Raw genomic sequence first — 24818 nt, 5'->3', positions numbered from 1 at the left:
ATATTTTACAATACAGTTTTACCAGTGTATTCTCTGAAATATTCAATTTTACTTAGGAACATTGCTGCCATTCGCTCTGCGCGCCATTTAGCCTCTTCAGCGACCGTTCCTTCAAATAATTCATCTACTGTTGAATTAAATATTTTCTTCCAAGTTTCAAAGTGTTCCCCTTCCACAGGTAATTTTGCATGAGGCGGAAACGGCTTACCTTGATAAGTATATTCATCTAACAATATAGTCTGCCAAAAAGCATACATCTTTTCTAGATGTGCTGGCCATTTACCTTCTAATTTTTCATTAAAAATAGGACCAATGAGTTCATTATCTTGTACACGTCCATAGAAAGTATCTACTAACAATTTTATATCTTCTAGAGTCTTTATATCAGTTTTCACAATAATTATCTTTAATTTTATACACGCATAAATATAAACCAAATCTATATATTAGCATTATGACTACAATCACAATTTTAGGAGCAGGCAAAGTTGCCAAACACTTAATTCTAAATATATTAGAGCACGACAACCTTCAGCTTCAACAAATATATGCAAGAAATTCCAACAAAATTAAGGAAGTTGTAGATGAAGCAAAAATAGTAAATGATATTAAGGATTTAAAACCTGCTGATATTTTTATTATTGCAGTAAGTGATAATGCTATAGAAGAGGTTACTTCTAGTTTTCCACTTGAGAATCAACTATTAATACACACATCTGGTACCATGCCTCTATCTGTAATAAAAAACACTGATAGAAAAGGTGTCTTTTATATGTTGCAATCTTTTTCTTTTGATAAATCTTTAGACTTTTCAGAGATACCTTTTTGTCTAGAAGCTAGTAACCCTAACGATTTTAAAACTTTGGAAAATCTAGCAGTCAAGTTTTCAGAAAAGGTATATAAGATTAATTCTGAACAACGTAAAGCAATACATCTAGCTGCGGTTTTCGTTAATAATTTTGCAAATCACATGTTTGTATTAGGAGAAGAAATTTGCAAAGAAAACAGTGTACCTTTCGAAATATTAAAACCATTAATATTTGAAACAACAAAAAAAATAGAACACTTATCCCCTCTTGAAGCGCAAACTGGTCCTGCTGCTAGACGTGACTTACAAACGATCGAGCAACATCAAGAGCTATTAAAAGATGCTAATAAAAAAGAGATTTATAACTTAATTACAAAATCAATACTTAAAAAATAATGTCTAAACATTTTAAAGAAATAATGAATGACATCACTACATTTATTTTTGATGTAGATGGTGTACTAACAGATGGATCTGTAAATATCTCTCAAGACGGTCAATTATTAAGAACAATGTTTATCAGAGATGGATACGCAATGAAGGCTGCAGTAGAAAATGGATATAATGTTTGTATTATTTCAGGGGGAAGCAATGAAGGTGTTTATACCAGATTTAAAAACCTAGGAATAAAAGAAATTCACTTAGGGGTAAGTGATAAAGTAAAAGTATATAACGAGTACATTCAAAAATATAATATCAATCCTGATAATATTTTATATATGGGCGATGATATTCCTGATTACCACGTTATGCAATTAGTAGCGTTACCAACTTGTCCACAAGACGCAGTACAAGAGATTAAAGGAATTTCAAAATATGTATCACATCTTAATGGTGGTCGTGGCGCAGTAAGAGATGTAATTGAACAAATTATGAAAACCCAACATAAATGGTTTCAACATTTTGATGCTAAATTTGATTAATCGCACAACTTATGCTATCAAATATATTTAAAGATTATAAAATTGTATTAGGTTCTAATTCACCTCGTCGTAAACAATACTTAAAAGAATTAGGTTTAGATTTTACGGTAAGAGCATCAGATATTGAAGAGGACTACCCTATCCATTTGCAAAAAGAGGAAATAACCGATTTTATCGCGCAATTAAAATCTAATGCTATAGAGCTTGAGGATGATAAAGAAATCTTAATCACTAGTGATACAACAGTCTGGAATAACAATCAATCACTAGGAAAACCAAAAGACAGATCAGAAGCATATCAAATGCTAAAAGAAATGTGCAATAAAGAACATGAAGTAATTAGTTCTGTTTGTTTGAGAAGTAAATCAAAGATAAAAACGTTTAATTGTACAACTAGAGTTACTTTTGGTCCGATTTCTGATGAAGCACTCTACTTTTATATAGATACTTATAAACCTTATGACAAGGCTGGTGCTTATGGAATCCAAGAGTGGATAGGATTAATAGGTATCAGTAAAATAGAAGGCTCGTATACTAATATAGTAGGACTTCCAACTTACGAACTAATAAATGAATTAATAAATTTCATCAAAGAATAATAAACAATGCTAAGAGAATACTATTCAGAAATAATAGCGACCATGATTACGGTTTTATTATACTTGCCATCAAAAAAGTTATTATACTACATTATCCGATCTTTCTCTACTAAAGTAGGCAGGAGAGATAGTAGAGTTAATACTGTTATTAGACTATTCAACACTTTACTTACTTTAATATTTGTAGTCTTTATTTTAACGATATGGGGAGTAAAACCCGACAACGTATTATTAACATTAACATCTGTATTTACAGTTATTGGTGTTGCTATGTTTGCACAGTGGTCATTACTGAGTAATATTACTGCTGGTATTTTACTTTTCTTTTCTTTTCCTTTTAAAATTGGAGATGTTATTAAAATTCAAGATAAAGATTTTCCTTTTGAAGCAGAAATATTAGATATAAAAGCTTTTTGTACAATATTCCTAACTACTGAAGGAGAAAAGATTTCATATCCTAATAACTTATTATTACAAAAAGGTATAGTCATAGTTGAAAAAAACAAATCTAGTGATGATCCAATAATCTAATTAATGGCACAGAATTTGTTATTATCATTTTGGTTTTAATAGCCGAAATGGTAGTGGTTTATAAAGCTATTTATAGGAGAAATTCTATAAATAGCTTTTCTTTTTTTTTGCTAATCGTGAGCAAACGGTAATCTCCATTTATACTTTACTGCTAATATTCTAACAATGATAATTGTTAATGCAGTAGCTAAGTACAAAAAGTCTTTATTACTATTAAAATGAAGTAATACATAATACATTCCTCCTCCTACTATACAAGCTGTTGCATAAATTTCCTTCTGGAATATAAGGGGAATTCTATTAGCTAAAATATCGCGTATTACTCCACCAAAACATGCTGTAATTGTACCTAGAGTAATACATATTATAGGGTGCAATCCTATACGCATTCCCTTTTCAATACCTATTAAAGTAAATACCGCAATACCAATCGTATCAAATAAAAATAAAGAATAACGCAAAAATGCAAACTTTTGATAAAATACAATAGCCATTACCACACCTAGTAGAGTAACATAGAAATAGCTCAAATTAGTTAACCACATTACAGGGGTAAAACCAATCATCATATCTCTTATCGTACCTCCACCAATGGCTGTTGCAAAGGCTAAAATGGTCATACCAAATAGGTCCAACTTGCGCTCACGACCTGCTAATGCTCCAGAAATTGCAAATGCTAATGTTCCGAGCAAGTCTAAAATATCAAAAAAACTGTACATTAAAAAAATGGGATTATACTCTTGATGCTAAATAATTATAGTCTTTTAATACTAATTCGATAAACTCTTGATTTGACAAGTCCCGTTTATTTACTCCTAAAACAGATATTAACTTATCACACAATCGCTCAAGTAAGCGCGCATCTCTATTTGTTTTATAATTAAGAAGAGTTTCTTTTACAATACGAATATCGTTATCCGTTAATGTCAATACTTGCGGAAATACAGGTACATACTCTGATTCTACTTCTTGGAATATTGTTGCAGATAAACCAATTCTTTCCTTAGTCGAAATTACAGCCGTACCAGCTAACATATCTCCTAACCTCTGATTTTTTTTGGAAGAAACAATAGCAATTACTCCAATAAAGGCACTAACTATATAAATATCTACCAATCGCATTATCCATCGTATAAAATAATCAGCAATCGTTGCCTGATATCCATCAATCTTAATTACTCTAATTTTCATAATACGTTTACCAGGAGTTGCTCCTTGTAAAATAACTTCAAAAAATAGGGTATACAAAATAACAGGTAAACATACTATTAATATAAAAGCTCCTCTAGACCAATCATCTGAGAAACCTTCAATTATTTTTGATTTTACTAAAACATAAAAAATAGCGATTAAATACAAGATTTTAAAGACACTATCTAACAAAAATGCTAAAATACGTTCACCTATAGACGCATTTTTAAAATCTATATTAATATTTTGTGTGGTATTTATTGTTAAATTAGCCATAAAATTAATATTACCTCATTAATGAGAGAAGTTGCCTTTATCAAACATAATAAAGAACAATGGTTAGAATTTGAAAATGCTATTTATTCAAATACATACCACAAGCCTGATTATTTAGCTGACATGTACATTCAGATTATGAATGACTTATCGTATGCACAGACTTTTTATCCGAAGAGTAAAGTTACACAATATCTAAATAATTTAGCAGGACAAACTTATCAAAAAATTTACAAAACTAAACGCATAGAAGAAAATAGAGTTGTACATTTTTTCAAAACAGAAGTTCCCCTTATAGTTTACGAACATAAAAACTATATGCATTTCACACTTCTAACTTTCGCAATAATCGTTGCAATAGGTGTAGTTTCAGCTCATTATGATCTAAACTTTATTAGATTAATTCTAGGAGATTACTATGTCAATCTCACTCTAGACAATATACAAAATGATGACGCTATGGGAATTTACAAATCAGGAAGTAATTGGGGGAGTTTTATAGCTATTACATTTAATAACCTTTACGTAGGATTACGTTTCTTTTTATATGGCATATTTGCTGGTTTAGGTACACTTATTTTTCTTTTATACAATGGGATAATGCTAGGTGCATTTCAATATTTGTTTATTAAAGAAAATGCATTTATGGATAGTTTTCGTGGAATATGGTTGCATGGCGCTATGGAAATCACTGGTATGGTAGTGGAAGCTTTTGCAGGATTCATACTTGGAGGCAGTATTCTGTTTCCTAAAACTTTTTCTCGTATAAATTCACTAAAAATAGGGTTTAAAAACGGTTTGAAAATATTTGTAGCTACCGTACCTTTCACAATATTTGCAGGGTTCATAGAAGGCTTTGTAACTAGATATGCTAAAGAGATGCCAGATGTACTAAATTACATCATCATTTTTGGTACTTTATTTCTTATCATCTATTACTTTTTTATTTATCCTCGAAAAGTTTATAAAAAAATGTTTGCTTAATATATACTGAAATCCAATGTTTAAACTATTTAAGAAGAGAGCTTTTAGCGACTATATCAATGATACTTTTTCATTCTTAAAACAAGAATGGAAAACATATACTAAGAATTACCTAACGATCTGTGGAGTTTTTATACTGATACTTATCTTTTGCATGTATTTCCTTTCCGAAATATTTTTTGAGGCTACTAAAGCATCAAATACAGGAGATAGTTTAGATACTTTCTTTGAAGACAATTTTGCTCTTGGCTTAAGCCTAGGAGCAATTGCTATGATTGTTACTATTATCTTTAGTTTAATATCCTATGCCTACCCTATACTCTACCTAAAAACTATGGTAGATTATCCAGATAATTATAAAGATGCTAATCATATTAAAAGTTTATTAAAACAAAATATTGGGAGATTAATTGTTTTCTTTTTAGGAATAACTTTCATTGTATTACCCTTATTTGGTATCGTATTTTTTATTAGCGTTCTACTTGTATTTCTGCTAATAGGGATACCTCTATTAATCGTATTAATCCCTGCATTTTTTGCATTTACAAGTCTTGCTTTTTATGAATACCTGACAAGACGAACACCTTTTTTTGCTTCCTTAGGTATAGCATTTAATATGATTAAAAGTAATCTTGGACAAATTATAGGAACGACAATTATCTTCTATATAATTGGACAAGTAATTTCTTCTATCCCTACTGTATTTATTCAAATATATATAGTTGGATTTGATTTAACATCTTCAAATGATGTTTCATTAAGTCCAACATATAAAATTCTACTAATTATTATACTATTATTTGCTTTTCTAATAGGAATAATTGTCAATAATATAATGCTAATAAACCAAGGGCTTATTTACTATAGTTGTAGAGAACAAAAAGAAAATCACACTACTCATAATGAGATTGACAGTATAGGATCGCATGCAGATGAATAAAAAACTTAGTTACATATTATTTCTATTCTTTATTTCATTATTTCCTCTTCTTGCACAAACTCTGCAAGAAGAAGAATTAGTGATTGAAGCGGATAGTTTATATTCTAGTGAATTAGAACCTCCCTTAAAAGAAGTAGAGAATTATAGAGACACAAATACTTATGATTTACCTTTTAAAGTTGATACAAATGATTCAATAATTTTAAAAAAGTTCACTTCTAATTTCAAAAAGAAATATAAAGAAAGCGCAGAATTCGATTACAACGATAATAGACCAAAAGATAGTTTGTGGAAACGTTTTAAACGTGCACTTGATGACGCACTCACTAATTTTCTCAGACAATTCAACGTTAATCATAAAGTTGACAATTATTTTACGATAGCTATGCGTTTTATGGGGGTAGCCGTGATTCTACTTTTACTCTACTATATAATACGTGCTTTTATACAAAAAGATATCTATTGGTTGTTTAAAAAGAAAGCCAAAAAGCTAGAAATAAATGTAGAAGATATAGAACAAAATATTGAAAATGTAAATTTCGATTTACTAATTGAAAAAACAATAAAAGATAATGCCTATCGTTTAGCAATTCGTTTTTACTATTTATGGTTATTACAAAGGTTGCAGGAACAAAATCATATTGTGTGGAATATTGAGAAAACAAACTCTGACTACGTAAAAGAAATTACGGAACTAGAAACTAAAGCTCAATTCCAATATTTGTCATATCTGTATAACAATATATGGTATGGTGAACACGACATTACTTTTGAAGAATTTTCAAAAGCAAAAACTTCGTTTGACTCTATTTTAAAACCTAAATAATATGAACAGTACGCTAAAAAAACTATTGTTTTTATTCATCATATTAATAGGTATTATCTTCTTTATTGAAGGAAATAGAAAAAAACCTATTGATTGGCGCGACACATACAGTAGAAACGATAAGATACCTTATGGTACCTATATATTAGACCAAGAACTCGATGGTTTACTCCGTAATGATTCAGTCATACGTATCAGCGATAATATTTTCGAAATATTAAGTAATAAACATTACGATACACTTGTCCCTACAAACATATTAAGCATAAAAGGATATAATTACTATGATGAATTCGCCGCTAAGCATTTAAGTGATTATATAAAAGGAGGAAATAATGTTATAATTATACAGACTTATTTTAATTATAACATTATTGATACACTTGGTATCTCTCTAGAATATAGTGCTCCAACTATAGAAGATGATGGACTAAGTGAAAATGAAATAACACTTGAGTTAACCAATAAAAATTTAACATCACAGAAATTTAATATTAAGAGTAATAACAACTATTATTACTTCTTAATACCTGATAAGGAAAGAGATAAAATAGAGGTATTAGGATATAAAACAATTAATAATAAGAAATTACCTAATCTTATACGCATAAAACAAGGTAAAGGATCTTTAATATTAGGAATAGACCCTATTATTTTTACAAATTACAATCTGCTCGAAAGTAACAATCACTTATACGTCGAGAGCGTATTATCTTATTTAACGAATGATAAAACTTACGTTTTTGTAGATACACTAAGTGATGAAAATGAGTCTTATAATGTACTGCGTTATATTTTGCAAAATGATGCACTGCGTTGGGCATGGTATTTCTTTTTAATTAGCATTGTTGTTTTTGTTTTCTTTACCGCAAAAAGGAAACAAAGAATTATACCAATTATCACTCCTTTGCCAAATACAACAGTGGATTTCACTAAAACAGTATCTAATTTATATATCCAGAATAAAGATTATCACGATATTATTAATAAGAGCATCATTTATGCCCTTGAAAAAATAAGACGCCTTTATTATATAGACACTACTAAATTAGATGATAAATTCATTGAATCATTACATCTGAAAACGAAAAAAGATAAAGAAGATATTAAGAAATTTGTAGCTTTTATAGAAAAATTTAGAGCCTCGCCTAATTATGCTTCAGAAGACTTACTAGTTACTTTAAATAAAATAATTGAGAAAATCTTAGATTAAAAAATATACTATGGAAAACACACCTATCAATTCAGAAAACTTAGAATTTGAATCAAGAATAGATTTATCAAATCTAAGTGAAAAAGTTGCAGCAATTAAAAATGAAATTCATAAAGTTATTGTTGGACAAGATAAAACCATCGATCAAATTATTGTAGCCCTCCTTGCTAATGGTCATATCTTATTAGAAGGAGTACCTGGGGTAGCGAAGACGTTATCTGCAAAAATATTAGCACATACAATTGATATGGATTTTAGTAGAATTCAATTCACTCCTGATTTAATGCCATCAGATATATTAGGAACTTCAGTTTTCAATATGCAGAAATCTGAATTTGAATTTAAAAAAGGACCTATCTTTTCGAACCTTGTCTTAATCGATGAGATTAACCGTGCTCCTGCCAAAACGCAAGCAGCATTATTTGAAGTAATGGAAGAAAGACAGATTACGATAGATGGACAAACTTATATTATGCAAGCTCCTTTTATTGTAATTGCTACTCAGAACCCAGTAGAACAAGAAGGAACTTATCGATTACCAGAAGCACAACTTGACCGTTTTCTATTTAAGATCAATATTGATTATCCAAGCCTTGAGGAAGAAATTAGCATTATATTAAAAGAGCACAATTTACTAAGCGAAACTAAATTACAGCAAATACAAAAAGTAATTACACCAGCTGAAATCATAGCGTTCCAACACTTAATAAAACAAATTATTGTAGAGGAAAAGCTAATAGAATACATTGCTAAAATTGTCGCTAATACACGTACTAATCCGTTATTATATCTCGGGGCATCTCCACGTGCTTCTATTGCGATATTAAACGCCGCAAAAGGTTTTGCAGCTATTAATAATCGTGATTTTGTAACCCCTGAAGATATAAAAGAAGCCTCTTATCCTGTGTTGCAACATAGAGTAATTGTATCTCCTGAACGTGAAATGGAAGGTGTTACTGCAAAAGATATTATTAGTCAAATTGTAGAATCTATCGATATTCCAAGATAGTACAAATAGAAAATTATGCTTCGATTTTTCAAACAACTTTACTTATTAAAAAGAGTATATGTAGGCTTAGGTATATTAATAGCCTTATTTATTGTTGCCTTTATTTTTCCAATAATATACAATGTTGTTTGGGGCATATTTCTATTGTTTTTAGCAATGTTATTAGTAGATATCACACTTCTATTTTCTGGAAAAAACAAAATAAAAGCCACTCGAAACTTACCTGAAAAACTTTCTAATGGAGATGAGAACCCTATCTATATTACACTGCAAAATAATTATAATTTCACTGCCAATTTTGAAATAATAGATGAAATACCTTTTCAATTTCAAAAACGTGACTTCGAAATTTATAAAACAATAACTGCTAAACAAGAAAATACTATTGTTTATCATTTATGCCCAAAGACAAGAGGTAATTATAGTTTTGGCAAACTAAATGTTTACGCTAGTAGTCCCTTAAAACTTATATCAAGAAGATTTATATTTTCTGATCAACAAGAATTGTCATGTTATCCATCATTCATTCAAATGAGAAAATATGACCTTATTGCCTTTTCAAAAAACAAATTTGCATTTGGTCTGAAAAAATTGCGTAAAATAGGAAATACAACAGAATTTGAACAAATAAAAGAATATGTATTAGGCGATGATATTCGCACAATCAACTGGAAAGCTACTGCCAAAAAAAGGGAGTTGATGGTCAATCAATATCAAGACGAAAATACTGAGACTATCTATAGCTTAATAGATAAGGGACGTGTAATGCAGATGCCTTTTGACGGGATGTCGCTACTTGATTATGCAATTAATTCTTCACTAGCATTATCAAATGTTATTCTTAAGAAAAATGACCGAGTAGGATTAATGACATTTTCTAGATCAATAGAGAATGTAGTACCTGCTGATAGTAAAAAATCTCACCTCTCCAAAATAATGGAACAGCTCTATAACGTTCAAACGAATTTTAAAGAGAGTGATTTTGGAAAACTATATGCACAAATAAAGCATAAGATAACACACCGTAGTTTACTAATTTTATACACAAACTTTGAATCGCTATCTAGCCTCAAAAGACAATTGCCATACCTTAGAGCAATTGCAAAAAATCACGTATTAGTAGTAGTGTTTTTTGAGAATACTGAACTAACAGCATTGACTAAAAAGAAAGCAAAAAATATAGATGAGATATTTGACAAAGTAATAGCAGAAAAATTTAACTTTGAAAAACGTTTAATCGTCAATGAATTGACTAAATATGGTATTCAATCTGTATTGACCAAACCAGAAGATTTATCGATTAACACTATAAATAAATACCTAGAAATCAAGGCAAAAGGTTCCCTATAACATGATTACAAAAAAAATAGATAGCCCTCAAAACTCATTTATAAAAAGCATTGTTCAACTACAAGAAAAATCTAGAAATAGAAAACAATCTGGTCTTTTTATCATTGAAGGGCTACGAGAAATAGAACTTGCTACAAAAGGAGGCTACGATATTACTACACTTTTATTTTACTCTGATATTATTTCTATCAACGATATCAGACCCTTTATTAGTAATACGACTGAGGTAATTGAGATTTCTAAAGACGTTTACCATAAACTTGCCTATCGCGATACCACTGAAGGAGTAATTGCAATCGCTAAGACAAAATCTTTAGCTCTTACAGATTTAAAGTTATCTGACAATCCTATCATTTTAGTTGCTGAAGCACCAGAAAAGCCAGGTAATATAGGTGCAATATTGCGTACTGCAGACGCGGCTAATATAGATGCTGTAATTATTGCTAATCCTCGTAGTGACCTATACAACCCTAATATAATTCGCTCAAGTGTAGGGTGCGTATTTACGAATCAAATAGCTATGGCTACTACAGAAGAAGCTATCGAATTCTTAAAAGATAAAAGTATCAATATTTATTGTGCTACTTTGCAAGATTCTACTTCTTATCACACTCAAAATTATAGCATTCCTACAGCATTTGTAGTTGGAACTGAAGCTACTGGGCTAACGCAACAATGGAGAGATGCAAGCACTAAAAATATTATCATCCCGATGAGTGGAATGATTGATTCCATGAACGTGTCTGTGGCAGCAGCTATCTTACTATTCGAAGCAAAAAGACAAAGAGATTTTAAATAATATAACAAGGCGATTAGCAGTTATGCTTAGATGTATAATTGCTAATCACTATCTAGCAAGACATACTTCTTTTTACTTTTCATAAAAAGAGTACAACTCCCCTACCTAAAACTACAGCATCATTTTTTACTTTTCTAAAGGTAATTTATTTTTGACCAATTAGATTTTAAACATTATTATTCCACCTATCAACCTTTTGTTTCAAAAGAAATTTTATAACATATTACTTATCCCAAAAATACTTCCTATCTTTAATAAAGAAAAAACACAGAAATAAGCTCATAATTAGCAGTGTAGAGATGAATGATATTGATTATATGTTATACCGAGAATACGATAATAAATATGACTTAATGGATCTTATTTATGAATTAGATAAACGAGCTCTCTCTTACATAATTGAAGAAAATAATAATCTTATTTCGGCAACAGCCAACCACCCTTTAACATATAGCTTATTTGTAAAACAGACAGATCTGCAAAAAATAAAAGAAATTGAAAAACAATTTGTGATACTTCCCTTTGCGAGTATCCCTACAGATTATTACTTACACGAGAATACCGATAAGGAACTCTTGGAGTTAATTTCAGATAGATCATCGTGTAGCCCATTAGACTACGCTATTGCTAGAGAAATATTAAAAAAACGACAAGTAGTAGTAGATTATGATAATTTGCTTAATCAAAAAACTAAGTTATTAATTAAGCAACACAGAAAAATAGCAGACAATAGGACTTGGTTGATAATTATCTATGTATTAGCACTATTAGGAAGTATTATTGGTATTATTGCAGGACTTCATATTCTATACCGAAAAACAACTATAAACAATACTAGAGTTCATTTTTACCCTAAACACATTCGGATACATGTACCCTATATATTATTAATAGGAATAATCTCTTGTCTATTCTGGTATTTTTTTGATTATATCATTGATAATTATTAGGTATACAATGGGAAATAAAATGAGATAACTCAAAACAAGAAACACACTTAATAAATACATTAAACGGCTAAATAGGAAATACTTATAGCAAAATTTTAAAACTCCATTGAAAATATTTCCCTTTTCTTCCATTTTATTCTTTTATTTACCTACACATAAAACGCAAACAACTAAATATCAAACCATTAAATAACCAACAAAAGTCATTTGTTCGGGAAGGTTGCGGAAAAGCACACTACTTCTGCGCGCTGAAAGGTGTTTTCCCGAAGAACATCACCAGCCTACTAGTAGACTACCCACAGAGATTAGTTAATAGAATCTTTTAAAAAGTAAACTTCCCTCCTTCTTTTTTTCGCTAGTACAATTATTATTTATCTTTTGAATGAAGAAAATCTTTTTTAAAGTTATATTTAAGGGAATAATTCACTTTAGAAAGGAGTAAAGGAATTACTACTTTTGTAGTTTGAACTATATCTACCTGATATAATACCGATTATATAAATCAAGAAATACTATAATAAGCTTCCACTCTCTTTTTTTTATAAATAATTTCTAAGTATAGAAAATGATTTACAGATATTTATAGTATTTATATTTTAACAATTGGAATGTCGTAAATTTTATGAAATTTCCTTATATTTAATACAACTAATAAAGACAATAAGTAGCGACCAATATATGACAGAGGAAGAAATTGAATTAGAGAACAAAGCGATTGCAAAAGAGTACAAGGAGCTTCTAAAAATAAGTTATCAAACCCTAAGCGATGATGACAAAAAGCTTATACGAAAAGCATTTGATGTTGCAGTAGAGGCGCATAAAGATCAACGTCGTAAATCAGGGGAGGCTTATATATTCCATCCAATAGCTGTAGCGAAAATAGTAGCTTCAGAAATTGGTTTGGGAGCAACTTCTATTGCTGCTGCTTTACTACACGATGTTGTAGAAGACACAGACATTACTGTAAAACAAATTGAGCAATGGTTTAATCCTAAGATTGCAAAAATCGTGGAGGGATTAACAAAAATGGCACTTTTAGAGCCAGACCCACATATCTCAATGCAGGCAGAAAATTATCGTAAGATGTTATTGACATTAAACGATGATGTACGTGTAATCTTAATAAAAATTGCTGACCGTCTTCACAATATGCAGACGATGGAAAGCATGGTAGATTACAAACAAGCCAAAATTGCATCAGAAACCTTATACATCTATGCTCCTCTTGCGCATCGACTAGGACTATTTAATATCAAGACTAAACTCGAGGATTTAGGTTTAAAATATACAGAACCTCGAATCTATCAAGATATTACTAATAGGATGAAAGAGTCCAAAGAGGAACAAGAAGCTTATATCACCTCTGTTGCGGATATTTTAAAAGAATCACTTGACGAAGAGCATATTGATTATTCGATGAAGGGACGCCCAAAATCGATTTATTCTATTCGTCGAAAAATGAAAGCTCAGAACGTTACTTTTGATGAAGTATACGATAAGTTTGCCTTGCGTATTATATACAAATCCAATCCCCATGATGAAAAATTCATTGCTTGGAAAATATATTCAATCGTAACTGACCACTTTAGACCTAGCCCTAACCGATTAAGAGATTGGATATCCGCACCTAAAAGTACTGGATACGAGGCGCTACACATTACGGTGATGGGGCCAAAAGGTAGATGGGTAGAAATTCAGATCCGTAGTGAGCGAATGAATGAGATTGCAGAAAAAGGATATGCGGCTCATTATAAATATAAACAAGGAATTTCGGAAGAAAATAGTCTTGATATTTGGTTAAATCAACTTAAAGAAGCGTTAGAAAATGCAGAAACTGATGCCGTTGATTTTGTAGAAGATTTCAAACTAAGCTTATATGCAAAAGAGATCTATATCTTCACTCCTAAAGGGGAAATCAAGTCACTACCAAAAGGGGCTACAGCGTTAGATTTTGCTTTTTCGATTCACTCAGAAGTAGGTCTTCGCACGCGAGGAACTAGAGTAAATGGAAGATTAGTACCATTAAATCACGTGTTAGTCAGCGGAGATCAAGTAGAGGTAATTACTTCAGAGAATAAGAAACCGAGTCCTAGTTGGCTAGAATACGTAACAACATCTAGAGCTAGAAATAAAATTAAAAGTGCCTTAAACGAAGACACTAAAAAAATAGCTGATGAAGGAAAAGAGCAGTTACAACGAAAATTAAAACACTTAAAAATTACTTTAGACGAAAAAGTAGTAAATGAAATGGTTAGTCAATTTAAACTTAAGACTAGTCAAGACTTGTTTTATCGTGTAGGTGCTGGTATTATTGACAATACTCAATTAAAAGAATATGCAGCAAATAGAAATAATTCGCTGTTTAGCTTCTTTAAGAAAACTATTAAACGTGCGCCATCTATTCCTGCAGCAACAGAAACTGTAGATGGTAAAGTACCTGATTTATTAGTATTTGGTAAAGATAAAGAGAAGTTAGATTACAAATTAGCGACGTGCTGTAACCCTATTGCAGGAGATGATGTATTTGGTTTTGTAACAATTAATGAGGGGATAAAAGTACACCGCACTGATTGCCCTAATGCTATTAGTATGCGTTCAAATTATGCGTATAGAATACTACCTGCACAATGGATAGACTCTTCTAGCGCAATGAATTTTGAAGCGACAATTAATATTACAGGACTAGACTCTGCCGGATTAACAACTGAAATTACTAAAATCATTATGGAAAGTAAAGTTGTCAATATTCGCAGTATATCATTAAGTGAGGATGCTGGAATCTTTAAAGGGTCAATTACTGTAATCGTACCTAATAATGAAATTCTGAAAAAAATGATCAGTAATATCAAAAAAATTGAAGGTATTGAAAAAGTTACACGTGTTAATCCAAATTAACTCATAATATATAATAATTAAAATATAAAAACTTACATTTTAAACTATTATAGCTTTAATTTGTAATTAAAAATAAATAAGATTTATAGCGGTATAATGGCACTCAATAGAGATTTTTGTACATAACAAAAAAAATAGCTATATATTTGCAATTAAGATATTTTGACATGGGAAGTGAAAAAAATCAAGAAATAGTTAAGAACGTATTTACAAAGTTCTTGGAAGAAAGAGGGCATCGTAAAACGCCTGAAAGATATGCTATTCTACAAGAGATTTATGATAGCGAAGAACACTTCGATATTGAATCTCTGTATATTAAAATGAAAAACAAAAACTATCGTGTAAGTAGAGCAACTTTATACAATACGATAGAGATCTTATTAGAATGTGGGCTTGTGAGAAGACACCAATTTGGTCAAAATCAAGCACATTATGAAAAGTCATACTTTGATAAACAGCATGACCATATCATTCTAACAGATACAGGTGAAGTAATAGAATTTTGTGATCCAAGAATCCAAACGATAAAGAAAACAATCGAAGAGATTTTCAATATCGAAATTCATAATCATTCATTGTACTTTTACGGAACACGTAAAAATGCAACGGAAGAGAGCGATACCACAAACAACAACTAATACGAAACATTTTAACAACACAAATAATGACAGTAGATTTACTACTAGGCCTACAATGGGGTGATGAAGGGAAGGGAAAAATCGTTGACGTTTTAACTTCTAAATATGATATCATCGCTCGTTTTCAGGGTGGACCAAACGCTGGACACACATTAGAATTTGATGGGATTAAACACGTTTTACGCACTATCCCTTCAGGAATTTTTCACAAAGACGCAATTAACATTATTGGAAACGGAGTTGTAATAGACCCTGTTGTTTTCATGAAAGAAATTGAAGGGTTAGAAAAATTCAACATTGACATCTACAATCGTTTATTAATTTCAAGAAAAGCTCATTTAATTTTACCTACGCACAGATTGTTAGATGCAGCTTCTGAAGCAGCAAAAGGTAAAGCTAAAATCGGTTCTACATTAAAAGGTATTGGTCCAACATATATGGACAAAACTGGTAGAAATGGATTAAGAGTTGGTGATATGGAATTAGCAGATTTTAAAGAACGCTACCGCACACTAGCTGACAAACATGAAGCAATGATTAAGTTTCATGATGTAGATATGCAATACAATCTAAAAGAACTTGAAGAAGAATTCTTTACAGCTGTAGAGCAAATCAAAAAACTTCAATTTATCGATAGTGAAGAATACATTCACAATGCGCTAAAAGAAGGAAAAACAATCTTAGCAGAAGGAGCACAAGGTTCTTTATTAGATATTGATTTTGGAACTTATCCATTTGTAACATCTTCAAATACTACTGCAGCAGGAGCTTGTACAGGTCTTGGTGTAGCACCTAATAGAGTTAAAAATGTATTTGGTATATTCAAAGCATATACTACTCGTGTAGGAAGTGGACCATTCCCTACTGAATTATTTGATGAAGTTGGAACTGAAATAGCAAAAATTGGTCGTGAATTTGGTGCTGTTACAGGTCGTGCTAGACGCTGTGGATGGTTAGATCTTGTAGCATTAAAATATGCTGTTCAAGTAAATGGAGTTACAGAACTTTATATGATGAAAGGTGATGTATTATCTGGATTCGACACATTAAAAGTTTGTACTAAATACAAATACAATGGACAAGAGATTGATCACTTACCATTTAACATAGAACCAGAAAATGTAGAGCCTATCTATGTAGAGAAAAAAGGTTGGAAAGCTGACCTTACAGGAATGACTACATATGAGCAATTGCCAAGCGAATTAAAAGAATACATCGAATTCATTGAAAAAGAATTAGAAGTACCTGTAAAAATCGTATCGGTAGGACCAGATAGAACTCAGACAATTCTAAAATAAATAAGAAACACTTCTTCGGAAGTGTTTTTTTTTTGCTTCTATCCACGTTTTATAATTTATTCTTAACTCAAATTTTTGTTCGTATTTTTTACTTAAATTTGAAAAAAATTATAGACTTGAGAGCACTACATTTTTCTTTGATTTTCTTACTGTTTACAATAGCTGGATTTAGTCAAGAAATCGAACAAAATAAAATTATCATACGCCATTTTGATTACGGAGACAAAGACCCTCAAATAGGGCCGGATATTATTGTACTTAGAGGAAATGTTTCTGCAGAACACGATGGCATGACCCTTAATTGTAATAAAGCTTATTATTTCGAAAAAGAAAACTATCTAAAATTATTTGGTGATGTACATATTGTACAGAAAGACACCATAACAATGGATAGTAAATATGCCGAGTATAATGGGGCAAATGGATTTGCATATGCACAAGGCGATGTAGTCCTCACCTCCCCTAGCTCTAGATTAACTACTGACACTCTTAAGTTCGATAGGTTTAAAAACTTAGTTTTTTACGATTCACACGCGACAATAACTAATAAAGGAAATATTCTAGAAAGTAAATCAGGACGCTATTATACAGATGAGAAAAAGTTTCAATTCTTCTCTGCTGTCACGATTACTACTGAAAATAAGACAATTGTAAAGACTAATCACTTAGACTTTTATGAAGTTCCAGAACATGCCTATGTTTTTGGTCCTTCTACAATTACTAACACAGACGATTTCATATATACAGAGAATGGTTTTTATGATGTCAAGAGTGATATAGGAAAGCTAGTCAAGAACTCCTATATCTGGTATAATAAGGTCAAAACAGAAGCTGACTCTATCTATTATTCCAAATTACAAGACTTTGCTTCTGCTTCTTATAATGTACGTATCACAGATACTATTAACAAAGCAGTCTCTACTAGCCATTATAGTGAACTATATAAAGACAAAGATTCTATCTATATGACGATTAAACCTCTTGTCAGCAGATTGATGCAAGAGGGTGATTCTGTATATTTACACGCGCCTATTATCACACTAAATGGAAAAGAAAACGAACGAATTATTAGAGCGTATCAAGGAGCAAGAATACTTCGTGATAGTATGAGTGGAAAAGCTGATTCTATTCATTCTAGTGAATTAACTGGATTAACTCAGTTAATAGGAAAACCTGTACTATGGAGTGGTAAAAATCAATTAACGGGTACTATAATGCACCTTTTAAGTGATGTAAAAACAAAACAAATGGATTCTCTAAAAGTACTAGGTGATGCTTTTATCATTGAAAAGGATTCTTTAGATAGAGGATTTAATCAAATAAAAGGAGTTAACCTTTATGGGAAGTTTAGAGATAATAAGCTTGATGAATTAGACATTATTAAGAATGCTGAAATTATCTATTTTGCCTATGATGAGAAAAAACAGTTCATAGGTATTGACAAAGGTATTTGTAGTCATATCAATGTAATGTTTGAAGATAGTAAAATAAAAACAGCTAAGCGAATGGTAGCTCCTACCAGTATATTATACCCTGATGGAGAACTTCCCTTAAATGCACAAAAATTAAGAGGCTTTGTCTGGAGAGGTGATGAAATGATAACTTCTCTAAAAGACATTTACAGTAAAGAAGAACTAGAAAAAGAAAAAGAAGCTCTTAAACACACAAAAGCTAGAGAAAAACTTTATGATCAACCCATGGAACTACAACCTGAAACAGTAGATTTCGTAGAAGATGACAATGAGGTTTCTAATCTAAGTGATAAAAATAAAAGCAAAGAAAATCAAGTAAAAGAGGAAATAGAAAAACTACCTGTTCCCCTTAAAAAAGAAAAGCTGGAGAAAGAGCAAAAATTACAAGATTTAAAGCAAGTAAAATAAAATGAAAGAAGATTTTTATAAATATCAAGCGCAGACATCACCAAATCCTTTGGCTATGCAAGTATCGTATGCAAAAGGATCTTATATATATGACATTAACAATAAAGCTTATCTTGACTTTGTAGCAGGAGTATCAGCGTGTACACTAGGACATCAACATCCAAAAGTAACGCAAGCTATTAAGGATCAGCTAGACAAATATGCTCATGTAATGGTGTATGGAGAATATATCCAAGACCCAGCTGTTGAATTTTGTAAATTATTAGCAGAGAATTTGCCTGCTGAATTAAACAAAACTTACTTAGTGAATTCAGGTACTGAAGCTACAGAAGGTGCCTTAAAATTAGTAAAAAGAGTTACAGGAAGAAGCCAGCTTATATCGTGTTTTAATGCCTATCATGGAAATACAATGGGATCTATGAGTGTAATGGGATTTGAAGAGCGTAAACGAGCTTTCCGCCCACTACTTCCTGATGTAGATTTTATTAATTTCAACAATGAGGAAGACTTACAAAAAATAACAACTAAAACCGCTGGTATTATTTTAGAGACAATACAAGGAGGTGCTGGTTTCGTAGAACCATTTAACGGTTTTTTATCTAAAGTAAAAAAACGCTGTGAAGAAGTCGGTGCATTAATGATTGTCGATGAAATACAACCTGGATTCGGTAGAACAGGTAAGCTTTTTGGCTTTCAAAATTACGATGTTGTACCTGATGTTATCGTAATGGGAAAAGGAATGGGGGGAGGAATGCCTGTGGGTGCTTTTACAGCTAATGAAAAGTACATGGATTTACTTTATGATAATCCTAAATTTGGTCATATCACTACATTTGGAGGACATCCTGTAATTGCTGCTGCAAGTTTAGCTACTTTAAAAGAGCTTGTAGAGACTGATATTATGGAACAAACACTAGTAAAAGAAAAACTCTTCAGAGAATTATTAGTTCATCCACTTATCACCGAAATTAGAGGACGAGGATTAATGTTAGCACCTATGACTTTAAGTGCTGATATTACCAATCGCGTCATTATGAAATGCCAAGAGAAAGGACTTATCTTATTTTGGTTACTATTTGAAGGAAAAGCAATACGTATCACTCCACCACTTACAATTAGTGAGGAAGAAATCAAAGAAGGATGTGATATGATTCTTGAAGCACTCGATGAAGTACAAAAAGATTTAGGACTTTAATCTATTGCATTAAGCAAAACAAAATATTATATTTATATAACAACACTAGTCATATATAGTATTGGCATTGTGTTTAACCCGTTGTTCTATTATTTAATTATACTGAATAACAAAACTTAGGTGTGAACCTAAAAAACAAATTAACTATGCATTTAGATAACGAAGAAGAAGAATACAAATTAACTCTTTCTCGATTTGAGTCGATGCTAAAAACAAATAAAGTTTTGTTTTTTGACTCTGAAGAATTTGAAAATATTATTCTCCATTATTTAGATTCTGGCAAACTTAACTTAGCAAAAAAAGCTTTAAAGTTAGGATTAGAACAGCACCCTAATTCGACAGGACTAAAACTTGTCGAAGTGGAATTGCTTGTGTTCCAAAATAAACTTGAAGCCGCAGATCGATTGCTAAACGAAATAGAAGAAATAGATCCTACCAATGAGGAAGTCTTTATACAGAGAGCTACTGTCTATTCTAAAAAAGGAAAGCATCATGATGCAATAACATCATTACAAAAAGCATTAACCTTAACAGATGACTTAGCAGATGTATATTCTCTACTAGGTATGGAATATCTTTTAATTGATGAAATTGACTTGGCAAAACAAAGCTTTATCGATTGTTTAAATCACGACGAAGAAGATCAGTCTGCTTTATATAATGTTATCTATTGTTTTGACTTCTTAGGCGAAAACAATGAAGCTATTGTATTCTTAAATGATTACATAGATAAAAAACCTTATAGTGAAATAGCATGGCACCAACTAGGTAGACAATACTTTGCATTAAAAAATTATAAGAAAGCAGTATGGGCATTTGAGTATGCTACACTAATTGACGAACAATTTGTTGGAGCTTATCTTGAAAAAGGTAAGTCATTAGAAAAATTGCATAAGTATGCTGAAGCAATAGAAAACTATTTAATTACGCTAGAGTTAGACGATGCTACCTCTTATGTATTATTGCGTACAGGAAGTTGTTATGAAAACTTAGAGAACTTTCCATTAGCAATGGAATACTATAAGAGAGCAGTTCATGAAGATCCTTTATTAGATAAAGGTTGGATAGCGCTTACAGATTTATCTATTAAGGAAGAAAAATTTGAAAAAGCATTATTCTATCTTCAAAAAGCTATTAATATAGATGAGTTTAACGATAAATATTGGATCAGATATGCTGTGTTAAACAAGCGCTTGTTAAACTTTGTTGATGCAGAAAAAGGTTACAAAACTGCAACAGACCTTGGTAACTACATAGTAGAACATTGGATTGGCTGGGCAGATACTTTATATGTCTTAGGTGATTATGACAAAGCAATAGATTGTCTATTAAAAATAGCAGAATACACTAAAAATCACATAGCTGCTGAAGTGTTATATAGACTTGCAGTAATGTATTTTACTATTTCGTCTTATGACTTAGGAGAGGAATATCTTAAGCGAGCACTAGAACAAGATTTCGAGAAAAGAACTATATTGCAGACCTATTTCCCAATACAATGGGAAAACCCAATCGTTCAGAGTATCATCAGTAAATACGGAAAATAATAAAAAAGCTATTCATTAGAATAGCTTTTTTTAATAAAGAAATACAATCATGACTAAAAGATATGGCCTAATAGGAAAGAATATTGATTATTCTTTCTCACGAAATTATTTTACAGAAAGATTCAAGAAAAAGCGAGATAATAAAAGTATATATGTCAATTTTGACATAGAAAATATCACCCTCTTCCCTAGTCTACAAGAGGAATATCAAGATATAAAAGGCTTAAATGTAACTATACCTTACAAACAGGCAATCATTCCTTATCTAGACGAAGTATCTAAAATTGCCAAAAAGATTGGTGCTGTGAATACCATACAAATATCAAAAAAGGGTAAATTAAAAGGATATAACACAGATTGGTATGGGTTTTATTATTCACTAAAACCATTATTAAAATTCCAGCATAAAAAAGCATTAATACTAGGTACAGGAGGAGCAAGTAAAGCTATTGAATATGCCTTGACAAAATTAAAGATACAATATCTTTTAGTTAGTAGAACAAAACAAGAAGGAGTCATTACATATGAAGATATTGATGCTAATCTTATGAGTGAATATACAATTGTTATTAATACTACCCCTGTAGGAACTTTTCCAAACATTAAGGACAAACCACAATTAGACTATTCATTATTCACTCCAAAGCATATTGCGTATGATTTAATTTATAATCCTGAAGAAACTACTTTTTTAAGATTAGCTAAAGAACATGGAGCTAAAACAAAAAATGGTTATGAAATGTTAGTTTTACAAGCAGAACGTGCATGGGAAATTTGGAATAAATAAACTGCTGGTAACCTTAAGATATACTATAATCACCTATTTATTATTTCAGCTAAAAGTATGATTATAGTTTTAGCTAAAATAATTCTATAAAAAACAGCTATTTAAATAAAATGCTGGCTTAATTCAACTTTAATTTATCCATAAAGATTAGTTATCGTTAAAAATGAATGATAATTAATTTTTTTTTGCTAAATTTGAGTATAACGCATTTTAATACAAACAATTAATTGTTAAACTTAATAGTTTTAAATTATGTTAAACCACACGAATGATAACCTGCATGAGCCAGCAGATGGACAAAACCCGGAATCAGATGTAAAAAAAGTTGTCCCAACAGATAAAGAAAAGGCTCTAGATTCCATCAATGCATCTAACGCTGAAGAAAGTGAAGATCATGAAGTAAATGAACAACACAATATCCCGCTTTTAGATTATGAAAGTTTTGACTTAGAACAATTAAGTAAGGAACTTCATAAACTAACTAGATTGCACAAAGTTTCCGATATAAAAGAACATGTGGAAGAAATTAAAAAAGCTTTCATCAGAAAGTATAATGACTTTATAGAGGAAAAAAAAGAAGCTTTTTTTGAAGAAAATCCAGATGCTTCAGAAATAGACTTTGAATACAACTTGCCAATTAAGCATGAGTTTGATTCATATTATGATGAATATAAAACGAAAAGAAATGCTTACCACAAGCAATTACAAAATAACCTGAATACCAATTTAGAAAAAAGACTTGCAATTATCGAAAAGCTTAAAAACTTAGTAGATGACAAAGACACCATTACAGATGCTCTTAAACAGTTAAATGAAATAAGAGATGAATGGAAAAATGCAGGTCCTATACCTAAGGATAAATACAATCACGTATGGAATAACTTCCACTTTCATATCGAAAGATTTTATGATCAATTACATTTAGATCGTGAATCAAGAGATTTAGATTTCAAATACAACTTAGAGCAAAAACAAAAGATAATTGCTCGTGCTGAAGAGTTACTGCAAGCAGAAGATGTCATCAAAGCATTTAGAGAATTGCAGACGCTACATCGTATATGGAGAGAAGAAATTGGACCAGTTGAACGTGAATTAAGAGAAGAAATTTGGGATAAGTTCTCAGAGATTACTAAACAACTTCACGACAAGAGAGAAGTCTTATTTGAAAACTTACGAGCAGGAGAAAAAGAAAACCTTACATTAAAGGTAACTGTCATTAGTGAAATAGATCGCATCTCTAAAGAGAATATCACAAACCACAATCAATGGCAAAAAGAAATTGCAAGAGTTGAAGAACTTAGAAATAAATTCTTTTCAATTGGTAAAGTTCCTATTGAAAACAATGAAGAAGTATGGAATTTATTCAAATTAGCTACAAGAAACTTTAATGCTCATAAGAATACCTTTTACAAATCATTAAAGAAAGAACAACAAGAAAACTATGCTAAGAAAGTTGCTCTTATTAAAAAAGCTGTAGAATTAAAAGATAGTGAAGATTTTCAATCTACAACGCCTATCATGAAGAAGATTCAGAATGATTGGAAAACGATTGGGCATGTACCTAGAAGATATTCTGATCAATTATGGAAAGAGTTCAGAGATGCTTGTAATCACTTTTTTGACCGTTTACATGCTATTAAAAACCAAGAAAATCAAGAAGAGATGGATGCTTTCAATAAAAAGAAAGAATATCTTGACTTATTAAAAGGTTTTGAGCTTTCTGGAGATCATAAAACAGACTTAAGTGAAATAAAAAACCACATTAACAATTGGAAATCTATAGGTAGAGTACCATTAAATAAACGTTTTATAGAAGGTAAATTCAATAAAGTACTTGACGTCTTATTCGATAAGCTTAACCTTAGTAAAAGAGAAACAGAAGCAGTAAAATTTAATAATCGTTTAGAATCATTACTTGAAACTAATGATAAACGTAAATTACAAGGAGAGGTTAATTTCATTCAACGTAAAATAGAAGAAATTAATAATGATATACGCCAGTTAGAAAATAACTTAGCTTATATACAAAATCCTACTGACAATAATCCTCTTGTAAAAGAAGTATTAAAGAACATCGACAAATTAAAAGATGATTCTAAAATTTGGGAAGACAAACTTGAACAAATTAAAAACATCGATTAATAAATACTTGATAAAATATATACATTAAAAAAACACT

At 30.8% G+C, this 24818-nt stretch carries 23 protein-coding genes; 20 read left to right on the top strand and 3 right to left on the bottom strand.

What is annotated here, in order from left to right; all coding sequences use genetic code 11:
• Positions 1-5: 5 nt before the first annotated feature.
• A complete protein-coding gene (locus RH98_RS09475; RefSeq protein WP_010253596.1) occupies positions 6-395 on the bottom strand; it encodes a group III truncated hemoglobin in 390 nt (129 codons plus the stop codon).
• Positions 396-454: 59 nt separating this feature from the next.
• Here RH98_RS09475 and RH98_RS09470 point away from each other — a divergent pair, with 59 nt between their 5' ends.
• Genes RH98_RS09470 through RH98_RS09455 form a run of 4 tightly spaced genes read left to right on the top strand, consistent with a single transcriptional unit; the run spans position 455 to position 2861 of the window.
• Positions 455-1204 (top strand): Rossmann-like and DUF2520 domain-containing protein, encoded by a 750-nt coding sequence (locus RH98_RS09470; RefSeq protein ID WP_010253595.1) that lies wholly within the window; start codon positions 455-457, stop codon positions 1202-1204.
• Complete coding sequence (locus tag RH98_RS09465; RefSeq protein ID WP_010253594.1) at positions 1204-1731, top strand: KdsC family phosphatase; 528 nt, start codon at positions 1204-1206, stop codon at positions 1729-1731. Before RH98_RS09470 ends, RH98_RS09465 begins: the two co-directional genes overlap by 1 nt.
• 11 nt (positions 1732-1742) lie before the next feature.
• On the top strand, positions 1743-2330 hold the full coding sequence (locus RH98_RS09460) for a Maf family nucleotide pyrophosphatase (RefSeq protein WP_010253593.1): 588 nt from the start codon (positions 1743-1745) through the stop codon (positions 2328-2330).
• A 6-nt stretch (positions 2331-2336) separates the two neighbouring features.
• Entirely contained in the window at positions 2337-2861 is a 525-nt protein-coding gene (locus RH98_RS09455; protein ID WP_026038831.1) for a mechanosensitive ion channel domain-containing protein, read from the top strand.
• A 110-nt stretch (positions 2862-2971) separates the two neighbouring features.
• Here RH98_RS09455 and RH98_RS09450 read toward each other — a convergent pair whose 3' ends face one another.
• Both RH98_RS09450 and RH98_RS09445 read right to left on the bottom strand, forming a co-directional pair.
• On the bottom strand, positions 2972-3580 hold the full coding sequence (locus tag RH98_RS09450; protein ID WP_010253591.1) for a trimeric intracellular cation channel family protein: 609 nt from the start codon (positions 3578-3580) through the stop codon (positions 2972-2974).
• Between the two features lie 13 nt (positions 3581-3593).
• Entirely contained in the window at positions 3594-4328 is a 735-nt protein-coding gene (locus RH98_RS09445) for an RDD family protein (protein ID WP_010253590.1), read from the bottom strand.
• Positions 4329-4349: 21 nt separating this feature from the next.
• Between RH98_RS09445 and RH98_RS09440 the strand changes: the two genes are divergently transcribed.
• The 16 genes from RH98_RS09440 (at position 4350) to RH98_RS09365 (ending at position 24781) form a co-directional block, all read left to right on the top strand.
• Positions 4350-5312 carry a stage II sporulation protein M gene (locus RH98_RS09440; protein WP_010253589.1) on the top strand — a complete coding sequence of 321 codons (963 nt, stop codon included), beginning with the start codon at positions 4350-4352 and terminating at the stop codon, positions 5310-5312.
• A gap of 16 nt (positions 5313-5328) precedes the next feature.
• Positions 5329-6252, top strand: a complete 924-nt coding sequence (locus tag RH98_RS09435; protein WP_010253588.1) for a hypothetical protein — start codon at positions 5329-5331, stop codon at positions 6250-6252.
• Positions 6245-7078, top strand: coding sequence for a hypothetical protein (locus tag RH98_RS09430; RefSeq protein ID WP_010253587.1), 834 nt, complete (start codon positions 6245-6247; stop codon positions 7076-7078). Before RH98_RS09435 ends, RH98_RS09430 begins: the two co-directional genes overlap by 8 nt.
• A gap of 1 nt (position 7079) precedes the next feature.
• Positions 7080-8291 carry a DUF4350 domain-containing protein gene (locus tag RH98_RS09425; RefSeq protein WP_010253585.1) on the top strand — a complete coding sequence of 404 codons (1212 nt, stop codon included), beginning with the start codon at positions 7080-7082 and terminating at the stop codon, positions 8289-8291.
• A gap of 10 nt (positions 8292-8301) precedes the next feature.
• Positions 8302-9300 (top strand): AAA family ATPase, encoded by a 999-nt coding sequence (locus RH98_RS09420; RefSeq protein ID WP_010253584.1) that lies wholly within the window; start codon positions 8302-8304, stop codon positions 9298-9300.
• A 15-nt stretch (positions 9301-9315) separates the two neighbouring features.
• Positions 9316-10650 (top strand): DUF58 domain-containing protein, encoded by a 1335-nt coding sequence (locus tag RH98_RS09415; protein WP_010253583.1) that lies wholly within the window; start codon positions 9316-9318, stop codon positions 10648-10650.
• A 1-nt stretch (position 10651) separates the two neighbouring features.
• A complete protein-coding gene (locus tag RH98_RS09410) occupies positions 10652-11449 on the top strand; it encodes a TrmH family RNA methyltransferase (protein WP_010253582.1) in 798 nt (265 codons plus the stop codon).
• 299 nt (positions 11450-11748) lie between these two features.
• Positions 11749-12399: a hypothetical protein gene (locus RH98_RS09405; RefSeq protein WP_010253581.1), complete on the top strand. Its 651-nt coding sequence runs from the start codon at positions 11749-11751 to the stop codon at positions 12397-12399.
• A 678-nt stretch (positions 12400-13077) separates the two neighbouring features.
• Complete coding sequence (locus RH98_RS09400) at positions 13078-15294, top strand: RelA/SpoT family protein (protein WP_010253579.1); 2217 nt, start codon at positions 13078-13080, stop codon at positions 15292-15294.
• Positions 15295-15461: 167 nt separating this feature from the next.
• Positions 15462-15932 (top strand): Fur family transcriptional regulator, encoded by a 471-nt coding sequence (locus RH98_RS09395; protein ID WP_010253577.1) that lies wholly within the window; start codon positions 15462-15464, stop codon positions 15930-15932.
• 26 nt (positions 15933-15958) lie between these two features.
• Entirely contained in the window at positions 15959-17230 is a 1272-nt protein-coding gene (locus tag RH98_RS09390) for an adenylosuccinate synthase (protein ID WP_010253575.1), read from the top strand.
• Between the two features lie 116 nt (positions 17231-17346).
• Positions 17347-19110: an OstA-like protein gene (locus tag RH98_RS09385; protein WP_010253572.1), complete on the top strand. Its 1764-nt coding sequence runs from the start codon at positions 17347-17349 to the stop codon at positions 19108-19110.
• A gap of 1 nt (position 19111) precedes the next feature.
• Positions 19112-20305 carry an aspartate aminotransferase family protein gene (locus tag RH98_RS09380; protein WP_010253569.1) on the top strand — a complete coding sequence of 398 codons (1194 nt, stop codon included), beginning with the start codon at positions 19112-19114 and terminating at the stop codon, positions 20303-20305.
• Between the two features lie 146 nt (positions 20306-20451).
• The gene (locus tag RH98_RS09375) at positions 20452-21852 is read left to right on the top strand and encodes a tetratricopeptide repeat protein (protein WP_010253564.1); all 1401 of its coding nucleotides are present in this window, start codon (positions 20452-20454) and stop codon (positions 21850-21852) included.
• Between the two features lie 49 nt (positions 21853-21901).
• Positions 21902-22639, top strand: a complete 738-nt coding sequence (locus RH98_RS09370; protein WP_010253562.1) for a shikimate dehydrogenase family protein — start codon at positions 21902-21904, stop codon at positions 22637-22639.
• 252 nt (positions 22640-22891) lie between these two features.
• Complete coding sequence (locus RH98_RS09365) at positions 22892-24781, top strand: DUF349 domain-containing protein (RefSeq protein ID WP_010253560.1); 1890 nt, start codon at positions 22892-22894, stop codon at positions 24779-24781.
• The last annotated feature ends 37 nt before the right edge of the window (positions 24782-24818 follow it).

Source organism: Myroides injenensis M09-0166 (assembly GCF_000246945.1).
Lineage (GTDB): Bacteria > Bacteroidota > Bacteroidia > Flavobacteriales > Flavobacteriaceae > Flavobacterium > Flavobacterium injenense.
The sequence above is the reverse complement of the archived record's forward strand: the minus strand, read 5'-3'. Positions and strand labels throughout refer to the sequence as shown.